Annotated in this window: 13 protein-coding genes; 9 read left to right on the plus strand and 4 right to left on the minus strand. The window is 65.9% G+C overall.

Annotated features, from left to right (window positions below):
- Positions 1-101: 101 nt before the first annotated feature.
- Positions 102-941, plus strand: a complete 840-nt coding sequence (locus tag ACHAAJ_RS01305) for a metal-dependent hydrolase (RefSeq protein WP_435726042.1) — start codon at positions 102-104, stop codon at positions 939-941.
- A 16-nt stretch (positions 942-957) separates the two neighbouring features.
- On the opposite strand, the gene ACHAAJ_RS01310 is transcribed toward ACHAAJ_RS01305, so the two are convergent.
- Positions 958-3,492, minus strand: a complete 2,535-nt coding sequence (locus ACHAAJ_RS01310) for a DEAD/DEAH box helicase (protein WP_435726043.1) — start codon at positions 3,490-3,492, stop codon at positions 958-960.
- Between the two features lie 67 nt (positions 3,493-3,559).
- Here ACHAAJ_RS01310 and ACHAAJ_RS01315 point away from each other — a divergent pair, with 67 nt between their 5' ends.
- From ACHAAJ_RS01315 to ACHAAJ_RS01335, 5 genes are all read left to right on the plus strand, one after another.
- A complete protein-coding gene (locus tag ACHAAJ_RS01315; RefSeq protein WP_435726044.1) occupies positions 3,560-3,910 on the plus strand; it encodes a methyltransferase domain-containing protein in 351 nt (116 codons plus the stop codon).
- A 39-nt stretch (positions 3,911-3,949) separates the two neighbouring features.
- Positions 3,950-4,441: a class I SAM-dependent methyltransferase gene (locus ACHAAJ_RS01320; protein ID WP_435726045.1), complete on the plus strand. Its 492-nt coding sequence runs from the start codon at positions 3,950-3,952 to the stop codon at positions 4,439-4,441.
- Between the two features lie 439 nt (positions 4,442-4,880).
- Entirely contained in the window at positions 4,881-5,489 is a 609-nt protein-coding gene (locus tag ACHAAJ_RS01325; protein WP_435726046.1) for a recombinase family protein, read from the plus strand.
- Positions 5,490-5,817: 328 nt separating this feature from the next.
- Complete coding sequence (locus ACHAAJ_RS01330) at positions 5,818-6,132, plus strand: hypothetical protein (RefSeq protein ID WP_435726047.1); 315 nt, start codon at positions 5,818-5,820, stop codon at positions 6,130-6,132.
- Positions 6,133-6,496: 364 nt separating this feature from the next.
- Positions 6,497-7,306: a hypothetical protein gene (locus ACHAAJ_RS01335; RefSeq protein ID WP_435726048.1), complete on the plus strand. Its 810-nt coding sequence runs from the start codon at positions 6,497-6,499 to the stop codon at positions 7,304-7,306.
- A gap of 299 nt (positions 7,307-7,605) precedes the next feature.
- Here ACHAAJ_RS01335 and ACHAAJ_RS01340 read toward each other — a convergent pair whose 3' ends face one another.
- The 3 genes from ACHAAJ_RS01340 to ACHAAJ_RS01350 all read right to left on the minus strand — a co-directional run bounded on the left by ACHAAJ_RS01340 (position 7,606) and on the right by ACHAAJ_RS01350 (position 16,757).
- Positions 7,606-8,124: a hypothetical protein gene (locus ACHAAJ_RS01340; RefSeq protein WP_435726049.1), complete on the minus strand. Its 519-nt coding sequence runs from the start codon at positions 8,122-8,124 to the stop codon at positions 7,606-7,608.
- Positions 8,125-9,750: 1,626 nt separating this feature from the next.
- Entirely contained in the window at positions 9,751-10,113 is a 363-nt protein-coding gene (locus ACHAAJ_RS01345; RefSeq protein WP_435726050.1) for a hypothetical protein, read from the minus strand.
- Positions 10,107-16,757: a DNRLRE domain-containing protein gene (locus ACHAAJ_RS01350; RefSeq protein WP_435726051.1), complete on the minus strand. Its 6,651-nt coding sequence runs from the start codon at positions 16,755-16,757 to the stop codon at positions 10,107-10,109. Before ACHAAJ_RS01350 ends, ACHAAJ_RS01345 begins: the two co-directional genes overlap by 7 nt.
- A 798-nt stretch (positions 16,758-17,555) precedes the next feature.
- On the opposite strand from ACHAAJ_RS01350, the gene ACHAAJ_RS01355 reads away from it, so the two are divergent.
- The 3 genes from ACHAAJ_RS01355 to ACHAAJ_RS01365 all read left to right on the plus strand — a co-directional run bounded on the left by ACHAAJ_RS01355 (position 17,556) and on the right by ACHAAJ_RS01365 (position 21,495).
- A complete protein-coding gene (locus tag ACHAAJ_RS01355) occupies positions 17,556-18,248 on the plus strand; it encodes a recombinase family protein (protein ID WP_435726052.1) in 693 nt (230 codons plus the stop codon).
- 53 nt (positions 18,249-18,301) lie between these two features.
- Entirely contained in the window at positions 18,302-18,706 is a 405-nt protein-coding gene (locus ACHAAJ_RS01360; protein ID WP_435726053.1) for a TnpV protein, read from the plus strand.
- Between the two features lie 104 nt (positions 18,707-18,810).
- The gene (locus ACHAAJ_RS01365; RefSeq protein ID WP_435726054.1) at positions 18,811-21,495 is read left to right on the plus strand and encodes a DUF8437 domain-containing protein; all 2,685 of its coding nucleotides are present in this window, start codon (positions 18,811-18,813) and stop codon (positions 21,493-21,495) included.
- Positions 21,496-21,531: the final 36 nt, after the last annotated feature.

Consider the following 21,531-nt stretch of genomic DNA (forward strand, 5'->3'; position numbering starts at 1 on the left):
GCGTACCGGTGTCGCTGCGTGTGCCGGGCCGGATGCGAACCTAGCGTTGAGGGGGCTCCGCGCCGGGCGGCGCCTCTCCGAGGCACAGGGGGCGCTTGACCATGATGGGCGGAAACCACGCCGCGTGCGGCGCGGCGGCTTGGGTGGCGGCGACCACCCGTTACGAGGTCCCCGTCGCCGGATGGGCCACCCGGCTTCCGGCGATGCCCGGTGCGGTCGCCGAAGCCCTGCCCGACGCCGTGACCGTGGGCTTCGGTGCGATCGAGGCCGGGCCCGCCGGCGTGCTGACCGGAGCCCTGGTGTGCGCGGGGGCGGCCCTGCTCCCGGATGCGGACCACCGCAGCGCCACCATCGCCCAGGCCCTGCCGCCCGTGTCCAATGCCCTGTGCGCCGGTCTGGGACGCGCCATGGGAGGACACCGCAAGGGGACCCATTCGCTGTTCGGGCTCGTCGCCGCCGTCGTGCTTTCGGCCTTGGTGGGGATGTCGACGTGGGAGACGCAGCGCTTCGGGACCGTCTATCCGGGAGCCGGACTCGCGACCGTCCTGCTCGCCGCCTTCGCCGCGAAGGCGTTGCGGTTCATCCCGGACTCAATGCGCAGGTTCCCGTGGCTGGTCGGCCTGGCGGCCGGGGCATCCGTGGCGCTCTACGCGCCGGAGGACCCGCGGTGGTTCGCCGCCGCCGTGGGACTCGGGGCCGCCGTGCACGTCGCGGGGGACCTCATCACCACCGGGGGAGTCGCCCTGACGTGGCCGCTGCGCGTCCGCCGCCCGCGGAAGCTGGCCCGGGTGCCCGTGCTCCGCCACGTCTGGCGGGCCAACGGAAACATCGCCGTGCCGCTGATCGGCAACGCCGGCTCGCTGCGCGAATGGATGCTGTCCGTTCCCGTGGCTGGCTACGCGCTCGCCGGACTCTGCGTCGCCGGCGCCCGGGTCCTGTGAGACGGCGGGAGCGGCGCTAGCCGAGGCGCCCCACGCTCGTCACCGTGACGACGGCGGATCCTGCCTCGTCCGAGGCGGCCAGGTCGACGTGGGCGTCGATGCCCCAGTCGTTGTGACCCGCCGGGTCCTTGAAGATCTGCCGGACGTTCCAGCGGCCCTGCGCGGGCTTGATGATCAGTAGCTGCGGCCCGCGGGCCTCGGGCCCGTCGTCGATGTCGTCGTGTTCGCCGAAGTAGTCGTCCATGGCCCCGGCCCACGCGTCCGCGTCGAAGCCGTCGTGTCCGTCCAGTTCCCCCAGGGCGACGTCCTGCTCGTTGGCGAAGAGCTTGACGCGGCGGAACATCTCGTTGCGCACCATCACGCGGAACGCGCGTTCGTTGGAGGTCAGGCGGTCCGGCTGCGGGGGCAGGATGTCCTCGGAGACGTCCCGCGGGGCCTCGCCGTTGGCCAGCTTCTCCCATTCGTCCAACAGGCTCGAATCGACCTGGCGGACCATCTCGCCCAGCCACACGATGAGGTCCTGCAGGTCCTCGCGCAACAGATCCTGGGGGACCGTCTGCCGCAACGCCTTGTAGGCGTCGGTCAGGTAGCGCAGCAGGATGCCCTCGCTGCGGGCCAGCGAGTAGAACTGCACGTACTCCCCGAAGGACATGGCGCGCTCGTACATGTCCCGCACCACCGACTTCGGGGCGAGTTCGAAGTCCCCGAGCCAGGGTGCGCCGCGGCGATACGTTTCGAAGGCCTCCCCGAGGAGCTCCGCGAGGGGCTGGGCGTAGGTAACCTCGTCCAATGCGGCCATGCGCGCCTCGTACTCCATGCCCTCGGCCTTCATCGCGGCCACCGCCTCGCCGCGGACCTTCTTCAGCTGGCCGGAGAGCACCTGCCGCGGCTTCTCCAGCGTCGCCTCGATCACGGAGACGACGTCGAGGGCGTAGGTCGGGGACTCCCGGTCCAACAGCTCCAGGCTGGCCATGGCGAAGGGGGAGAGGGGTTGGTTCAGGGCAAAGTTCTGCTGCAGGTGGATGGTGAGCCGCAGCCGGTTGCCGTGCTCGTCGGGAGCGTCGAGGCGTTCGACGACGCCGGTGGCCAGCAGTTCCCGCAGGATGCCCAGCGCGCGGCGCATCAGGTCGCGCTGGCGGGTGGGCGGCTCGTGGTTCTCCGTGAGCAGCCGGCGCGCGGCGGCGAAGCTGTCCCCGGGCCGCTCGAGCAGGTTCAGCAGCATCGAGTGCGTCACCGCGAAGCTCGACGTCAACGGGTCGGGAACGCTCGCGACCATCTTGTCGAACGTCTTCTCGCTCCAGGACACGAAGCCCTGCGGCGGCTTCTTCTTCACGACCTGCCGGAGCTTCTTCTGGTCGTCGCCGAACTTCGCGAGCGCCTTGTCCATCGACTTCTTGTTCTCAATCGAGAACTCGGGGGCCTGCACGACGACGGTGCCCGAGGTGTCGAATCCGGCGCGGCCCGCCCGCCCTGCGATCTGGTGGAACTCCCGGGCGTTCAGCGGACGGGTGCGGACGCCGTCGTACTTGGACAGGGCCGTTAGCATGACGGTGCGGATCGGGACGTTGATGCCGACCCCGAGCGTGTCGGTGCCGCAGATGACCTTGAGGAGCCCGGCCTGTGCGAGCTGCTCCACGAGGCGCCGGTATTTCGGCAACATCCCGGCGTGGTGGACGCCGATGCCGTGCCGGACCAGGCGGTTGAGCGTCTTGCCGAAACCGGGCGAGAACCGGAAGCCGGCGATCAGGTCGGCGATCCGGTCCTTTTCCTCGCGGGTGCAGACGTTGATGCTGGTGAGGCTCTGGGCGCGGTCGATCGCCTCGATCTGGCTGAAGTGCACCACGTAGACCGGTGTCTGCTTCGTGGAGACGAGTTCCTCCATGGCCTCCTGCACGGGGTCCTGGGAATAGTAGTAGTGCAGCGGAATGGGACGCTCCGCATGCGAAACCGTGGTGGTGTGGCGGCCGGTGCGCAGGGTGAGCTCGTCCTCGAAACGGGTGACGTCGCCCAGGGTGGCGGACATCAGCAGGAACTGCGCCTGCGGCAGCTCGAGCAGCGGGACCTGCCACGCCCATCCGCGCTGCGGGTCCGAGTAGAAGTGGAACTCGTCCATGACCACCGGGCCGAGATCCGCGGCGGATCCCTGCCGGAGCGCGATGTTGGCCAGGATCTCGGCGGTGCAACAGATGATGGGGGCGTCCGGGTTGACGGACGAGTCGCCGGTGACCATGCCGACGTTTTCGGCGCCGAAGATCTCGCACAGCGCGAAGAACTTCTCGGAGACCAGCGCCTTGATCGGCGCCGTGTAGTAGCTGCGCTCGCCGCGGGCCAGTGCGTGGAAGTGCGCCGCGACGGCCACGAGCGACTTGCCGGATCCCGTCGGGGTGGCCAGGACGACGTTGTTTCCCTCGACGATCTCCATGACGGCCTCGTCCTGCGCCGGGTACAGGCCGATCCCACGGTCCTCCACCCACTGGATGAACGCGGCATAGGTGGAATCGGCGGTGGCCCCGCGCGGCGGGGCATCGGGCAGCAGTTCGGTGAGTCTCATGGTGCTGCTAAGCCTAGCCGCCCGGCGGACACGCCCCACGAACGCCGCCCGGCCCTAGGCTGGGGCCATGGAATGGGATCCCGCCAAGTACACGGAGTTCGCCGACGACCGCAATCGCCCCTTTTTCGACCTGACGCAACGAATCCGGGCGGACCGCCCGAGGACCGTCGTCGACATGGGCTGCGGACCGGGGAACCTCACCGCGGCGCTCGCCGAACGCTGGCCGTCGGCAAGCGTCGTCGGGCTGGACGCCTCCCTGCGGATGGTGGATGCGGCTCGCGGCGCCCACCGGGGCGCCAACCTGGCGTTCCGACGCGTGGAGGCCACGGGCTGGACGCCCGGAAGCGACGTCGACGTGTTGGTCTCCAATGCGATGCTCCAATGGGTGCCCGACCACATGGACGTACTCGCCGGCTGACTGGACGCCCTGGAACGCGGGGCGTGGTTCGCCGCGCAGGTGCCGGGGAACTTCGATGCGCCCTCGCACCGCATCATGCGCGACCTCGCCGCTTCCCCCCGATGGGTCGGGGTGCTGGGCGGCGTGCTGCGTGGGCCGGACACGGTCGCCGAACCGTCCGAGTATCTGCGGCTCCTGCTCCGCAACGGCTTCATCGCCGACGTGTGGGAAACCACCTACCAGCAGGTCCTGCCGGGGGAGGACCCGGTACTCGAATGGGTACGCGGCACCGCCCTGCGGCCTGTGTTGGCGGCACTCGACGACGACGCGGCCTCCGACTTCCAGTGCGAATACGGCCGTCTCGTCCGCGCCGCCTACCCGGCGTTCCCGGGTCCGGGCGGCAGGCCCTTGACGCTGTTCCCCTCCGCAGGATCTTCATGGTGGGACACAAGTCCTGAAGCGAATGGGTCGGTCGACAATCGACCGATTCTGACCCGGCAAGTTCTGACACGCAGGGTGGGTTCGAGCTCGGGTCACGGTCCGAACCCATAACGTGGTCCCCACATCTCGGATGCGAACTCTTTTTGATCCACTGCCGGCTGCGCCGTCGCTCCGATGCCGCGCCAGTGGGACATTCTCGGCAAGGCGAACCGCGTCCGTCCCGTTGCTGACTGAGCTGACGGGGGCAGGATTTCGTTTTCCATGCGCGGTGGGTGGCCGGTTGGACGCAGCCCGAGATCGAGGCCCTCCGGAGTGCGGGTCGCGATGCGGAAGACTTGCTGCCCATCATTGAGGTTTGGGAACTCATTGCGATTACCTTTTACTACACCTATGACCTGGAAGAGTGTCGCCCCACCGCCCATAGCTGTCTAGGTGGGCTACACCCCAGCCTGACGTCAGGGACGCCTCTGAATCGTGTCAGGTTAGGATCATTTTTCGCTTCTCTGGACACAATCTGTGCAGGGTCTTAGAGTTTATCCTGACAGTCGGGATGGATCGCAGGAAAGCTGGGGGACAGGCACTGAGTCAGCGGATTGGGTACGTGCGGGTGAGCACGCTGGACCAGAACGAGCAGCGGCAGCTCGAGGGCGAGGTCCTGGACAGGGTCTTCACGGATAAGGCCTCGGGCAAGGACGCCGAGCGTCCGCAGCTGGGGGAGATGGTCCGGTTCGCGCGCGAGGGGGACGCGGTCGTCGTGCACAGCATGGACCGCCTGGCGAGGAACCTGGATGACCTGCGCTCGGTGGTCCGGGCGCTCACCGGCAAGGGCGTGCGCGTCGAGTTCCTGAAGGAGGGTCTGGTGTTCACCGGGGAGGATTCCCCGATGGCGAACCTGATGCTCTCGGTGATGGGCGCGTTCGCGGAGTTCGAGCGCTCCCTAATCCGGGAACGCCAGCGCGAAGGGATTACCCTGGCCAAGCAGCGCGGCGCCTACCGGGGACGCAAGCGAACCCTGGACGCGGAACAGGTCGCCGAACTCGTCCGCCGCGCGGCCGCCGGCGTGCCAAAGTCCGATCTGGCCCGGGAGTACGGTCTCAGCCGGGAAACGGTGTACCAGTACCTGCGTCGTCACATCGCGGCCCAGGCCGAGTATCACTGAACCCATGGGCTCGCCGTCCGCCTCGTGCCATATGTCCACTGGCAGCTATTCCGCGAACGATGGCGGCGCACCCCTCTCAGCCATACTCGTTGTAGACCGTGTTTTGCGCATTGTGTTGTGAATGCGGGGAGGCGCCATGTATGTCCTTTGGCTGAGCCAGGCATGGCGAAATGAGGACAAAGGCCATCGAGGCATTGCCGGGCTTTTCTAGCAATCCAAACGCCTTCGAGAGTGCCTGCACCGCTGAGTCAACGCTATGTCTTGACCGAAAGCATGCGGATCGTTACCTTGGCGTGATCCAATCCACACTATCAACAAGGAGCTAATCATGCGTCTCTTCACGAAAGCTGCAGTAGGCACAGCGTTCGCAGGATCCTTGCTTTTCACCGGCGGAATGGCCCCGGCCATGGCCGCACCGACCGTCCAGGACGGTCTCGTGAATGTGAACGTCGGCGACATCACCATTGAGGATGCCGTGGACGTCAACGCCGCAGTTCTAGCTGCAGTGACCGCATGCGACGTCGCAGACGTTGCTGTCAACCAGATCGCCGTGCTGGCACGGGCGATTGCCGTAGACCGTTCCGGCCAGGGCCAGACCATCTGCCGCACGGACGCGGGCAACGTCACCGTCACAAACAACTGATCCACACAGCACGCGTTTGCTGCGGACGCACAGAGTGTCCGCAGCAAACGCGTGCTGGGGCATTGTTGCTGTTGGAGGGGAAGCGGTATGGCCCGGGGGAGCGGACGTATGGAACCCAGGGGAGTGATGTGCCATTCCTCTCCGAGAAGCGGGAGTGTCTCGACAAACCGTCTCGATACCCGCCGCCGGTTGTGAGACGCCAGGAGTTGCAATTGGGGCACCGTCACCGGGCATCTAATCGGGCGGGGTATACGGGCGGCCGAGGCTCGGCACTGAGATGGTGAACGTTTGGAGTTTGCCTTCGCGATGAGCGACCGGCTTACGGACACGCAAATCTCGCACGCTGATACCGAGGGGATCAGACGTGAAAGCGATGATCTACCGTATAACTATCGAAACCTCACTTCGATCAATACGCGCGACGTACGCCGATCTAGACGGCTGGCATGAGCGAGCTCGACGAATGCCGCCTGAGCAACCTGAGCGCGGCAGCCGACTCGCAATGGACGACTCCATCTACCCATGGCACGCCATTAGCGAGGCAGCCCGACTTTCTTTGATGACATCGGGCGAGCATCTGCGACTAGCACGAACCGCGATCGAGGCTCGCCAGGTCTATCCCAGCGCCCACTTCACTGTGCTTCGAGGCGCTCTGGTGGGGGCAGCGCAAGCGGTATGGATCCTGGCAGCGGAAGAATCGGCAGACCGTCAAGAACGCGGACTCACAGTGATTGATGAGATGTATCTGCAATTGCAGACTTACTACAGGGAGCTTGCGACCTCTCACTTGACAGCGGAAGAACGAACAGACCTCAGGGGCCAGGTCAACTGGTCTGAGAAGCGGCGGCTACAAGTCAAGGAAATCCGCAAAACGAAATCAAAGCTCAATCAAACCGACATCATCAAGTGGGCCCTGAACCATCGCTTCCCAGACGATCAACGACGCAGCGCGGGGAGATTGCTCTGGCGGCAAATGAGCGCAGACGCGCACGTCTTAGGGTGGTCCTTGTTTCAGCGCGGGAGTGTCGTGACTTCGGACCGTCGCTCTGGCCTCGGAGTTAGCGAGTCCGGCGGGGACCTGTCACATATCGCCGAACCATTTGTGGCTGTTCATCTTCTCCTAAAGGAGGGCTGGTCTCTATTCGACCGCCTCTGCGAGTCCCCAGCACGCTGATTCCCTAACGTGCCCGCTGAGGGATCCCCAAACGGACCCCGCCATTTACCGCTGACAGAACAACGCCAAATATCGCTGGGATTCACATCCGATGAGCTTGCCCATGTTCCGCCATAAATACTGTCTCGCAACGGTGGTTGCGTACCCGAATCCGGGCACTTGCGTGCGAGACATGGTAGCAAGACACAAGATTCAGCGCGTTTCCGGGGGGGCAAAGTGTCTCGACGCGTTGTCTTGCAACCGGCCGGTTGCAAGACGATAGTTTGGGCCCGTATAGCCCCATCGCGCGGGCGCTCACGTCAAATTTCTTGATACAGCAGAAAGTGCGCCTTCCGTCTATGCCCCGTTGGGGAACCGATCGGACGGTATCGGTGGCCATATGGATCGATGACCTGTGTGTCTTGGCGATCTCCTGGAGTCAATTTGCTACAGAATTCGTCCACACTCTTGGAGTCCCCAAAGGAATGTGTTCTCGTCCTTGACTCCACAACCCAGCTACCGGGTTGGGAAGGCCCGTCCGGGAACGAGAGGACTTCGAAGATGTCTGCCACCAGTTGGGGACCTCTACTGAGCTTGCGTCTAAATTGAACATCGAATCCGCGTTTGTCCACGTGCTCGACCCACTGGATGGCTAGCTGGTCGGTGTCCAGTGCCTGAGGAGTCGCTTCGAGAGAGATAGACATGCCTGGCTGCCCGACGACGGTATAGACTTTGCCCGCCTCATCGAAAACCATAGAAACTTCATCGCTATATTCGATGGCTTGGCAAAGGCTGTCCTGAGACGGAAACTGCTGAAAGTACCCATCGTCCTCAATCATCACGAACCTCATTACCATCCTCTCTGCCAAGGCCTATGATGTCCGATCCCAGGACGGCGGTGGTATGTCCCCGACTTCCGCCGTCTCAAAGAGGTCGTCCAGGCGTTCAAGGAGAAGGAGAGTGCGCGTGTTCTCACTTCGATCAGTGCATGGTCTTGATCTTGCCGGTTCGCCCGTATTGCGCGCCATGATAACTCCGTTCCCTACATGAACCCACTCGGGATGGCCGTCATTGCACCCTGCGATTCGCGCCACATTAGCGTTGCGAAAATTGTCACTCCGAGGCATATGCGGACCGACGCCAGTAGCCCCCGACCTCATCCCATTCCTCGACTTCCCCAAGGCGTCCTAATCTATGGCCAGCGACTTCGTCGGTGACGCCGTGAGTTTCTTGCTCCACGAGCTCTGACATTAGGGACTCTGCTTGGGCGAGATTTATTTGCTCTTGGATGATCAGCCCGTGGCCGATGCTGCTTGAAAGGGAAGCGAGCCGCTTGGCCAACTCAGCCGGAGTCGTGACGATTGTCTGGATTTGCTGATGGATGTTGTCGGAGCCAATGGGTGCGACGAATGTTTCGAGCAGCAAGGGTGGTCCGAGCCGTTCGGCTTCCGTCTGAGAGAGGTCGTCGTCTAAATCAGGCCTGCAAAGCCTTTTACTTCCCAGGGCATGAAATGCCTTTCTGCTCCCAGCTTGTCTGATGAGCGCGAATTTCCGTGGGCCATGCGGTGAGGTGTCAGGCCTACTCGCGATTGGCTTGAGCATATCGGGGCTGCGGTTCGAACCATGGCCTGCCGTTAAGCTGCCGGTCGACGATGAGCGACCTTAAAGAGCGCGGTTCGGCTTAGGAGCCGCAGCTGTCCGTCAAAGCGCCTCGATACCCGCCGGTTGCGAGACGCCTTCGTAGGCGTTGTGCTGCCCTGGAGTTCCCGGTAGGACTCACGCGTCCATCGTCAGGGGGACTTCTGCGAATCCGCTTAGTCATCGTCTGGGTCGTAGACATAAATGTTCAGCTGCACCAACACGCTTCGGTGCAACCAGGAGCTACGACGAATTACTGATAGAGACCCCAGAACCGATCTCGCGACTATGGGCACACCCACGCGGGCATCAAGAAGGAATGAGGGCAACCGTTGTCAGAGTGCACGATCGCCACAATTAGCGCCATGCCAAGTAGGACAGTCCCGGACAAAATCGTCCACGTTCCGAAAGCTCCAGGCGGCAAGTCCAGCTCGGCCTCCCCCGGAAACTCAGTATGCGAAATATCTATTCTCGTGAAAAATACGCCCGTCACGAGCAAGCCCAGACCTATCCAGACGTTCATTTGTAGAACCAGTCCCGCCAACCCGCTAAGGGCGAATGAAAGGAGCGACAACCCAATCAAGAGGCACGAACCGAGGAGGATATATAAAAGGAACTTCCTAAGGGGGGGGCTTTTCGCCGCCTTTTTTCGGATCATCGGTCCCGTCGTAGACGTATCCCTGGTTGTGGCCGATGCGGTCGGCGGCGTCGTAGGTCCAGGTTTTGGTGGTGGGTGTTGCGGTGCCGACGGTGGTGGCGAGCCTGGTGCGGTTGCCGTTCTTGTCGAAGGTGTACGCCGAAGACCTAAGGAAGACTCTGCGGCTCCCCTACTCGAGAAGGCGACCCAAAATCTCCGAGTGATTCTTCCTAAGAAACAAGTTCAAATCACCTTTGGGGATCCAGTCGATCTCGGAGTTTCTGAGGCTCTCCTCAAGCTCCTGTATTGACTCCACTGTGTAGTCGGCATCGCCCCACTCTTCCGGATCGTGCCCCTCGATACCACCCCGCAGGAGAAACTGAACTAGGAACCCTGAGGGTTTCGGTTCCCTGAACAGTCTTCGCTCTTCATAGACAGCGACGATCACGTCGTACCCCAGCCAGTGCCCCGAGCGCACTCTTCCTCCGAAGGTCCGCTGGCCTGCCTCTAGCGCCTCGCGTGTGGGCCTCTTAAGATTTTCTCCAGTCACCATGGACGTCCTCCCTTTCTGTGCGCCCCCTTGAGCCTCACATGGACATTCATCTTCTTTGCCTTGTGGTCAAAGTTGGCATACGCGCCAAAATGGTTCCTATTCGTCTTGTACGACGGGGAGCGGTACTGGCGTCCGTTCTTTCCCATCATTCGGTAGCCGGGCGTTTTGTAGTCGCCATACGAATAGGAATGTTTTTTCGCTCGGCCTGTCCACATGCGGCTGGCTACTCGAAGTTGCCCCCTCGTGGCCTTCAAGCCTGAGGCGCCAGCCTTGATCCCACGGTATAGCTTGTAACCCTTATAGAGAGTCATTGCTCCGCGGATAAGAAGTCCGCCAGGAACAAAAGCTAGGGCGACAGTGAGTCCGACTTGGAACCACGGATTGTTCCACGTTTTCTTGAGCCATCCCTTTTCGCCAGAAGTGTCCTGCATACCAATTGGGTTCTGGGGATAGGTGTAGCTGGTTGAGTTGCCGCCGGTGATGGGGTCGCGGGTGGTGAAGTGTCCGCTAATGCTGTTGTAGAGGCGGGCTCCCATGAGGATGAGGCCGCTGGTTTCGAGGGCGCGTTGGTCGGCTCCGTGCCAGCCGTAGGTGGTGGTGCCGGTGTCGATGGGGTTGGTTTGCTGGTTGCCGTATTCGTCGTATTGCGCCCAAGAGTCGATCCCGGTCGCCGTTCCCGTGGCGGGCAAGGTGGTGGTAGCGACGGTGTCGCCGTGGGGGTTGTTGATCGCGAGTTTTGCTTGGTTGTTTTCGATGGTGAGGGCGAGGTCGCCGCCGAGGGTGGTTTCGTAGCGGGTGATTGTGGTGGTGGTGCCGATGGTTTGGCTGGTCCAGGCGGGGTTGTCGCTGGTGTCGGTGTAGTGCTTGGTGTGGATGCCATTGGTTGTGCTGTCGAGGGTGAGGCGGCGGCCGTCGGGGTCGGTGCCGATGGTGGTGGTGTGTGTGCCGCGGGTAATGGTGTGGGCGGTGTCGTCGGCGTAGTAGCCGAGGGCGATGTTGCCGGTCCCGGCGGTTTGGGTGCCGGTTCCTGGGGCGTCGGCGGCGGGGAGGGTGGTTTGGCGTCCGAGCCCGTCGTAGACGTATCCCTGGTTGTGGCCGATGCGGTCGGCGGCGTCGTAGGTCCAGGTTCTGGTGGTGGGAGTGCCGCCGTCGATGCTGGTGGCGAGCTTGGTGCGGTTGCCGTTCTTGTCGAAGGTGTAGGCGCGTGTGGTGGTGGGCGTCAGGGTGCCTTCGGCGGGGTCGGTGTTGATGGTTTCCCCGGCCGGTGCGGTGCGGTCGATGACGTGGGTGAGGCGGGAGGCCTGGTCGTAGGCGTATTGGCGTTCGTAGGCCGCGGCGGGGTCTCCGGTGTCCGCGGCGCCTGCGAGGAGGATCCCGTCGGGGGTGGTTTCGGCGGTGATCTGGCCGGCGGTGTTGCGTGCCTGGGTCCAGGCGATCCAGGTTCCGGTGCCGGTGGTTCCGTCCTCGTGGGTGACCGGGCCCTGGTAGGTGAGGGTGGTGGGTCGTCCGGCGGTGTCGTAGTCCTGGGTTTGGGACATTCCGGCGGGCATGCCTTGGGTGGTGATGTTTCCGTCGGTGTTGTAGGCGGCGGTGTATTCGGCGGTGGTGCCGGCGGCGCCGTGGTCGGTGAGGGTCATCTTGGTGGGCAGGGACCGGTATTCGGTGGTTCCGTGCCCGCCGAGGGCCCCGTACCAGTAGGTGCTGGTCGAGAGCGGGGTGGTGGTTTTCCCGACCTCGCCGATGGCGTTGTAGGTGGTGGTGGTGGTCTCGTTCAGGGAGTTGGTGTAGCTGGTGGTGCGGCCCCAGAGGTCCAGGGTCCAGGTGGTGTCGGCCTGCGGGCGGCCGTGGGCGGCCACGGCGCGGGTTCCGGCGTGCCGGCCGGCACCGTCGTAGAGCTTCTCGGTGGGCTGGACGGCGGTGGAGCCGGCCACGCCGGTCGTGGCGATGGTGGTTTGGAGGTCCTGGCCGTCGGGGCGGTAGGTCTGGGTGGTGGTGCGCAGGACCGTGGTGGTGCCGGAGGCGTATTCGCGGGTTTCGGTCACCTGGCCGTAGACGTTGAAGACGGTTTGGTGTTCGGTGACGGACCCGGTGCCCTGCGGGAGGGTTTTGCACAGGTTTCCGGCGTATTCGGGTTTGTTGGCGCAGGCGGCATCGGTGCCCGCGCCGGCGGTGTAGTAGACGGTCGGCGTGGTGCCGGCGTCGGCGCCGGTCGATGCCGGCTGCAGCGACTTCACTACCCGGCCCTTCTCGTCGAGCCAGGTCCGGGTGTCGATGGTGGTCCCGTCGCCGACGTCCTGTTTGGACAGGGTCGGTGTCCCGTGGACCCATCCGGAGCGGAGGTTGGCCTTGTCCGTGGTGGTGCGGCCGGCACTGTCGGTCTCCCAGGCGTTGTAGGTGTTGACGACGCGTCCGATCACGGGTTCCGCGGGTGCTCCCGCGGTCTGGATGTGGGCGGCGGTGGGGGGTTCGCCTTGCCCGCCGGCGGCCTCGGTCGTGGTGGTGGTCAACGGGAGCATGCGGGGCATGCCGGCGGCGTCGACGTCGGTGTGGGGCGTGTAGGTGGTGGTGGTGTGGACGCGGGTGTCCGTTCCGTCCTGGGTGGGGGAGACCGGTCCCCAGCTGTCGGTGGGGAAGCCGCGCACGTGCGCGGCGTGCCCGTCGGGAAGGCCTGTGAGGTCTTCGGCGCTGGGGTAGGCGGTGATGGTGGCGAAGTCCCAATGCGAGGTGAAGATGCCGTCGCTGAGGGTGTCGGGGTCTTGGGACCCGCCATGGATCTGTTCGATCGCCGAGGGGGTGTAGGCGCGCACGGGGAGGTTGTCCTGGTTGTAGGCGGTCGCGTCGTACTGCCAGGCCCCGGCGCTGTAGGTGGCGGTGTTGGTGGTGCGGTTGATGGCGTCCCAATAGGTGATTTCGGCGCGTTTCCAGTTGGCGGACGCGAGTCCGAGGGTGTCGGCGTGGGAGGTGTTGATGGTTTTGCCCATTCCGAAGACCGCGGCACCGCCGGCGGGGGCTTCCTGTTCCCACAGACCGGTGGTTCCGGCGTCGAGTGTGGGCAGGTTGGTGCCGTCGCCGTTGGCGGGCACGCCGTAGACGATGCGCGCGGTCTGGATCTTCCCGGCTCCGGTGGCGGCGTCGCCTTGGTGCACGGTCTCCAGCCAGTCGGGCCGCCCGCCAGGGGTGGGCCCGGTGCCGTACCCGTAATACACGGGGGCGGAAAGAGGGGCCCCGGTCGAGGTGGTCTCGGTGATGCCGGTGACCGCGGGAACGCCGGCCTGGGTCACCGGGCCGTAGTCGTAGAGTGTGGTGTTCCCGGTGCGGGAGTCCTTCACCGTGGCCAGGACGGTTTGCGTGCCCTCGGCCCGGTAGGTGTAGTGGGCCTGTTCCTCGGTGGCCATGGCCCCGGCCCCGTTGTTGGCCGCGGGGTCCCAGGCGGTGTATTTCACCGTGGAGAGCCGGTTGGATCCGGTTTCGTAGGCCAGGTCCAGGATCCGGCAGCCCTTGGCGGCGTTCGTCGGAACCGCGGCGGTGCAGTCGATCGCGGTTTCGGTGCCGGCGGTGATCCGCGTGATTTTCCCCGCGGTGTCGCGGGTGAACTTGGTGGTGCCGGTCGCGGCGGTGCCGGTGACGGTGTCCGGGGTCCATTCGTTGATCGCGGCGCCGGCCTCCAGCGGGGCTCCCTTGATGAACTCGGTCCTGGTTCCGTCGGGTTCGGTGGCCTTGATGCGGGCGGTGGTTCCGGTTCCGGTGAGCTCGACCTTCAAGCCGGAGGCGGTGGCGTCCTCGTTGGCCGGGGCGTAGGGGCCGACCTTCATCGCGGTTTTGGTGTTGCCGGGTTGGCGGAAGACCATCGTGGTTTCGTCGGTGTCGATCAGGGTGATGGTGCCGTCCACGGCGGTGGCCTCGGCCACGAGCATCCCGGCCAGTCCCTCGTCGGGACCGTCGATGTTGGCGCGCCAGCCGGCGCCGAGGATCGCGGAGTTGGCGCCGAGCCCGGAGTAGGAGGAGTGGGTGCGGGAGATCGACAGGCCGGTGTTGCCGGCGTCGACGGACACGTCGGTGGCGGTGAGGTTCAGCTCGCCGGTGGTCAGGGCGGCCTGCCCGTCCCCGGCGGCGGTGGTGGGGAACGCGTTGCCGAAGGCGTGGGGAAGCCGGGTGACCGCCGTCGCGCCGTGGGTGGTGTTGGTCGAGCACTGCACGTTTTGCGGTGCGGTTTGGCCGGCGTAGGCGAAGCAGACCTGGATCTCGACCAGGGCGGCGATGCGTTCCTTGCCGAGGTCCTTCAGCGCGTTGGCGGGGGAGGCGGCGACATCCAGCGTGGTGTCGACCTTCACCGTGGTGTTGGCCGCGATGGAGGGCAGGGTTTGGGCGGCGAGCCAGCCCTGGGCGGTGGAGCCGTAGGTGGTGTTGTCCTCCGTGGAGGTGTCGGCAAGGCGCCAGTACACGGTCGGGGTGACCGTCCCGGTCGAGGAGGACGGGGCGCTGGCGGCGACGCGGAACGCATCCGACGTCGTGGACCCCGCCGTGGGGGAGGTGAGCGCGGCCAGTCCGTTCATGAAGGAGAACGTGGTGGTGCCCGAGACGTGTCCGGCCTTGTCCACTGCCCGGACCTGGAGCTTGTGGGACCCGGTGGGGTTCCACGACAGGGTAGCCGTGCGCGGGCTGGTGCCGGCGGCGGCCAGGTCGGTCCAGGCTCCTGCGTCCTTGGCGTATTGGAACTTGGCGGCGTCCGTGGATGCGGTGGAGAACGTGAACGTGTTGGAGCTCGGGGCGGTGGCCCGCCATCCGTTGTTCTGGTAGTTCGGGCTCGTCACCGACGGTGTCGCCGGAGCGGTCGTGTCCACGGTGAACGTGGTGGCCGCGCTCACGGTCTTTGAACGCAGCGTCCCGTCGTGGGCCCATGCCGTCACCTTGTACGTTTTCCCGTTGATCAGCGATGAGGCGTAGCCCGCGAGGACCGACGTCGCTCCCGAGGTCACGGTGGAGCCGTTGACCTTGGTCCAGATCGCGGACCCGGCGGCGTCCACGATGTCGAACTGGGCGTTCACGTTGCCCTTGTCCGGGTCCGAGACCACGGACCGGAAATCCGGTTTGAGCGTCTTCACATACCGGGTCGTGGTGGAGCCGGAGGTGTAGAGCGTGGACTGGCCCGTGCCGAACGTGGGGGCACTGGCCGTGTTCGGGTAGGAGTTGTAGGTCACCACCAGATGCGGTTCCACCGAGTTCACCGTGTCGGCGTAGTAGTCCGAGGACCGGTAGCGCTTCCAGGTGTTCGAGTTCGTTTCGTCCGTGGCAACGAGCCGCATCCCGAAGACCTGGGTGGGGTTGTCCGCCCAGTGCTGGACGATGGCGGTCGCCGGGAAGAGCACCGACCCGCCCGGGCAGACGGACGAGGAATAGCCCTTGGACGCGGAGCTCGTGCCCTGTCCCGTGATCGTCGCGGCCGGCTGCCCCGTCCACACCAGCGAGGTCGAGTTCCAGTCCTCGAGAACGCGCTGCAGGCGGATCTCCGAGGACGCGCACGAATAGGAATAGTAGTTGTTCAGACGCAGCTCGGCTTTGACGATCTTCTTGCCCGTGAGCGTCTGCGGACTGAATTTCATGTACGTGCGGGCCCGCGTGGTCCCGCCGTCGAACGTTCCCACGCGCAGCTCGGTGGACCCGCCGTGACCGATAGTCGATCCCGACTGCACCCACGTGTCAGCGCCCGCATTGCCCGACCACGCCGGGTCGATCGTCACCGGATAGACCCGCTCCGCGGCCTGGAGCCAGTCGGCGTGAGCGGTCAGGATCAGGACCTGGACGCCGTCTTCGTCCACGAGCTGCGTGTCCACGGGTGTTTCCGCGGCGGGCAGACCGGATGCCGCGTCGATTTCCGCGTCCCACATCAACGGGGTGGGCGCGTGGAAGACGAGCTCCCCGTCGGGGTCGACGACGCGGATCTCGGAGTCCTCGGGGTCCAGGGACGCCACCAGGCCTTCGGAAAAGGTGAGCGGGAACCGGAGGACGACGTCGCCCTCCGGTGCCTGGTCCAGGACGACGTTGTGCTGGAAACCGGTCCGGGTCGGTTCGACCACGACCCGGGCATCCGCCGTGCCGGCCGGCTCGGCCGTCGGCGCGGCGGGTGCGGGGCCGGATCCACCCGGCTCCTCCGGGACCACGGGCTCCGGGGACACGACGGGCACCTCGACACCGGTCTCGTAGACGGCCTGGCCGTCGGCGAGCTCCGGTGCCGGCAGCGTTCCCTCCCACCCCAGGACGAGGGTGTGGTCGGCGGCCTCGCCGGTGCCCGTCATCTCCACCAGCGGCACCGCCGCCTTGGACCCGAGCCCCTCGCCGTCGGAGACCTCGAGCCGGGCGCCGGTGGCGGTGAACGCCCGGCCGGCGTCCGAGAACACCCCGGTCTCCGGAATCGGTTCCATGGTCCTGTCCTTCCCCGCACGGAACTTCGGCAGGGTGAAGGACTCCGACGTCCACGTCCCGTCCGGGTTGGAGAACACCTGGGACGTCTCGGTGCGCTGGGAGGTGTCCTCCACCCGGTGCCCCGTCGCCCGCGCGGTGACCTGCGCCGACATCGCATCCGGCCGGGTATCGGTCTGGCCCGCATCGGCCGCTGCGGGCGCCTGGTCCAGAGGCTGGGCCGCCACCGGAGCCAAGCCCGATCCCACCAGCGCGAACGAACACACAGTCGCTGTTACGGCAAGGAAACGGCGCACGGAAACAGACACGGCAACAGGCACCGCTACCCCCAGAAAAGAGAAAGCCCCCAGCACTCGGCAGGGGACTTTTCGAATGAATGGAATAACAAATACACCACAAACTGCGCACAGGCAATACCCAGAACATTCACAGTGCCCGCACACATTCACCGGGAACGTGTCTGGGGGTTCCACTCAAGCTCCCGCGGGGCCCAAAGAGAGGGGCACGACCGCGGGAACCCCGGTCTCGGTGGGTCCGCCACCGTGCCCAGTATCGGATCGTGGGATGACCGTGGACCTGAATGGTGGAGCGTAGCGGCGGCGAGGGAGGGGCATCGTGGTGAGAGGTTTCCGATGTAGCGGAAGGGTGTGGAGCCGGAACCGATCGCCCGGTCGTACCGCAGCAGCCCCTGAGGCCAACCCGTCGCTGTGGCACAGGCGATTGATGACGCATTCGGAGCCGTCCTTGCCCTGCCATGTGAAGGGAACCAGCGGTGCGGAGTGGAATCGTTGGAGCCGGCGGCTGGTGGCGTTCGTGGACGAGCGCCAACGGCCGCCCGGCATGGCTCACGGGGCGACGGTGGCCGCGGCCCTGGAGTTGGCTTTGCATCCGTGGTTGCGCGAACAGCGTACGGTCCACCGGCGAGGCGCTAAATGCCACCTTGGCTGAGGTCACAAACCAAGTACGAAACATGTATGCTCGTGCCACGAGCTTGAAACGGATTTTTGACCCGGCGGGGGAGTGGCATGGACAGGCCGGAGCGCCTGGAAGGCGTGGAGGAACCGATCATGGTTCCCGACGGGGTGTCCCTGGGCTATGCCCGGGTATCGACCGTGGACCAGGACTTGGAGGACCAGCGCCGGGAGCTGATGACCGCCGGCTGTTACGACGTGTACGCGGACCGGGGGAAGTCCGGGGCGACGATGGTGCGCCCCGGACTGGAGGCGTGCCTGCGCGCCCTGCAGCCGGGCAACACCCTCGTGGTGACGAAGCTGGACCGACTGGGCAGAACCGTGCGCGGGCTGGTGGAGCTCCTGGATTCGCTCCAGGAGCGGGGGGTGGCGTTCCGGTCCCTGTCCGAGGGGATCGACACCACCACCCCGCATGGGCGGCTGATGTTCAACACCATCACCATGGTGGCCGAGATGGAGCGCGAGCTGATCCGGGAACGCACCGGGGCCGGGCTGGCCGGGGCCGCCGGGAAGGGCGGCCGGCCTCCGCGCCTGCAGCCCCATGATGTGCGCGAGGCCCGCCGGCTCCGCGAGACGGAGCAGTGGCCGCTAGACCGTATCGCCGTGAAGTTCCAAGTCAGCCGGTCAACGGTCATTCGGGCGCTTCGTCAGGATGGGCTCGCCGGTGCTGGATACGCTGGGAGGAAACCAGCCACCTCACTCCAGGAGTCCATCGATGGCCGTAGCGCGCAAACGACACCAGATTGACGGCCAGGCATCCCTCGATGATTTCCTCTTTCCAGAACCCGAGGAGGTTCGCAATGAACAAGTACGGCAAGTTCGCGCAGGACACCTGGAAGATGTTGGCTCCGACCCAGTACGCGCTGATCCCGGACCCGGAGGCCTGGTTCCAGAAGCTGGGGGAGGAAGCGGAGGACAGCGTGGGGGAGCTGTCGGTGCAGATCGCCGGACCGGACCCGCAGGGCGAAACGTACCTGGAGAAGGTCGGACGCCTGAACGCGGCGAAGATGCAGGCCGAGGAAATCGTCCGAGCCGAGATGCTGACACCGGAGACGGTGGAGGAAGCCGAGAAGGACGAACCAGACGAGGACGAGGCGAGCACAGTGTCCATCGCCCTGGCACACCTGAAGGAAACGAACCAGATCCGACTGGAGATGACCGAGGAGCTCAACCGGGAGGAAATGGAGCGCGACCTGAACCGGTAGCCGCGCCAAGCGCGCCCGCACGGTTCATCCCAGCGCACCAGGACGCCCTGGCCCCCTCGGGCGCCAGGGCGCGCTTCCGCGCCAACCTTGAGGCCCTGCGCACCTTGCGCGAGCTGCAGGAAAATACTCGCGAGGCGACGGGCCCAGAACGGGAAACACTGGCCAGGTGGGGCAGCTGGGGCGCGTCCGGGGTCGCGGAAATCTTCGATGAGACGCGTCCCGAGTTCGCCGCGGACCGTGCCGAGCTGCGCGGGCTGCTGACCGAGGACGAATACCGGGCTGCCAGCCGAACGGTCATCAACGCCCACTACACCGACCCGGCCATCGCCACGGAACTCTGGCAGACCCTCCAGACTTTGGGCTTCGACGGCGGGCAGGTGTTGGAACCCGGATCCGGGGCCGGCACCTTCATCGGCCTCGCGCCGACGGGGACGAGCATGACGGGTGTGGAGTTGGACCCCGTGACCGCCGGGATCTCCCGGGCGCTCTATCCGCAGGCCACGATCCGTGCCGAGTCCTTCGCCGAGTCCCGGTTCGGGGGAGGACGGTTCGACGCCACCGTGGGCAACGTTCCCTTCGCCCGCACGAGGCTGCACGATCCGACCCACAACCAGGGTCGGCACTCGATGCACAACCACTTCATCATCAAGTCCCTCGCCCTGACCCGGCCCGGGGGACTGGTGGGCGTCGTGTCCTCGGCCTTCACGCTGGACGCGCAGAACCCGGCCGCCCGGCGCGAAATGTTCGACACGGCCGACCTGCTGGGTGCGGTGCGCCTGCCCAACGGCGCACACCGCCGGGCCGCCGGCACCGACGCGCTGACCGACGTGCTCATCTTCCGTCGCAGGCTGCCCGGGGAGGAACCGGGAGACCGCTCCTGGTTGGAGTCCCGCCCGCTGGGCACCGCTGCCGGCGACGAGGCGCGCATCAACAACTACTTCGCACAAAACCCCGACCGCGTGCTGGGAACCCTCGAGGTCGGCAACGGCATGTACGGGAACGCGACCGTCACCGTACGGGCACAGAACCTGCAGACGGTGCCCGAGCTCCTGCACGGACAGCTGCAGGACATCGCCACCAGCGCCGTGGCCGCAGGCCGGGGAATGGCGCGCGACCAGCGCTCACTGGAGGCCCAAGCGGCGGCCAGTCTTCCGCAGACGCCAGCCAATGAACAGGTCGGCCACCTCAGGGCGGAACCGGACGGCACCTTCACCCAGGTCAACCTCGACCGCGTGGCCGTCGAGCTGGAGGTCCCGCGCACGCAGCAGGCCGAGCTGCGCGCCCTGTTGGGCCTGCGCGACGGTGCGCGCACCGTGCTGACCCTGGAGGCGTCCAACGTCGAGGACACCGACGAGCTGGCAGCGGCCCGTGGACAACTGGCCGGGGACTACGCCCGGTACGTGGAGCGGTACGGGCCGATCAACCGGTTCAGCGAACGCCGCACCGGCCGCACGGACGAGAACGGCCAGGACATCCTGGCCCGCACCCAGCCCCGCGTCATGGCCGTGCTGCGCAAGGATCCCTACGGACCGCTGGTGCCGGCGCTGGAATACTTCGACGAGGGCACCCAGGCCGCCGCCCCGGCCGCGTTGCTCAGGGAGCGGCAGGTCCAGCCCCGCAGGCCCGTGCGCGGTGTGGACACCCCGGCCGAGGCCCTGGCCGTCACCCTGGACACCAAGGGCGAGGTCGACCTGGACGAGATCGCCTTGCTGCTTGGCACCGACCCGGCGGATGCCCGCGAGGCGCTCGGGGACCTGGTCTACGACGTTCCGGGAGAGCCGGGCGCGATGGAAACCCGGGCCGAATACCTCAGCGGGAACATCCGCGAAAAGCTCGACGCCGCCACCGAGGCGGCAGCGGACGATCCCATGTACCGGCGCAACGTCACCGACCTGCAAGCGGTGATGCCGCGGCCGCTGGGCGCGGACGAAATCGAGGCGAAGATCGGGTCGGTGTGGATCTCACCGGACATCCACGCCCGGTTCCTGCGGGAACTGGTCAAGGATCCGCGTGCCCACGTGGACCGCGCCAGCGGGGCCAACTGGGACGTCAAGGCCAACCGACACGTGTTCCTGGCACGCAACGACTGGGGCACCGAACGGATGCCCGCCGGGGACATCTTCAAGAACCTGTTGGAGCAGCGCCGCGTCCAGGTCACCGACCCGGACCCTGACAACCCGGAAAGCAACCGGCGCATCCTGAACCCGACCGAAACCACGGCCGCGCAGGAAAAGGCGCAGATGATCAAGGACCGGTTCAGCGAATGGGTGTGGGAGGACCCGGCACGCACAGTCGCGCTGACCGACGAGTACAACCGGCGGCTCAACTCCCTGGTGCTGCGCGACTACACGATCGAGGGGGAGCGGCTGACACTTCCGGGACTGGTGAAGAACTTCTCCCCGCGCCCGCACCAGCGCGCGGCTGTGGCACGCATGATTTCCGAACCCTCCGTCGGGCTGTTCCACGAGGTTGGGGCGGGCAAGACCGCCGAGATGGTCATGGGCGCCATGGAGCTGGGCCGGCTGGGCATGACGAACAAGCCGGCGGTGGTGGTGCCGAACCACATGCTGGACCAGTTCGCCCGCGAGTGGTTGCAGATCTACCCGCAGGCGCAGATCCTCGCCGCGTCCTCGAAGGACCTGCAAGGCGACAAATGCCGACAGTTCGTCGCGCGGACGGCGGCGAACGACTGGGAGGTTGCGTGTCGGAGGACGCGGGGAAGCGTTCGCGTTTTGGGAAACGCCGTCGGGAGAATTCGCCGAAGGGCACGAAGAAGCCCCCTGAGGTGAGGGCGACCGCCGAGGGGGGATCCGGTTGGTGATGCG

The organism is Arthrobacter arnarulunnguaqae (assembly GCF_051262515.1).
Lineage (GTDB): Bacteria > Actinomycetota > Actinomycetes > Actinomycetales > Micrococcaceae > Arthrobacter_N.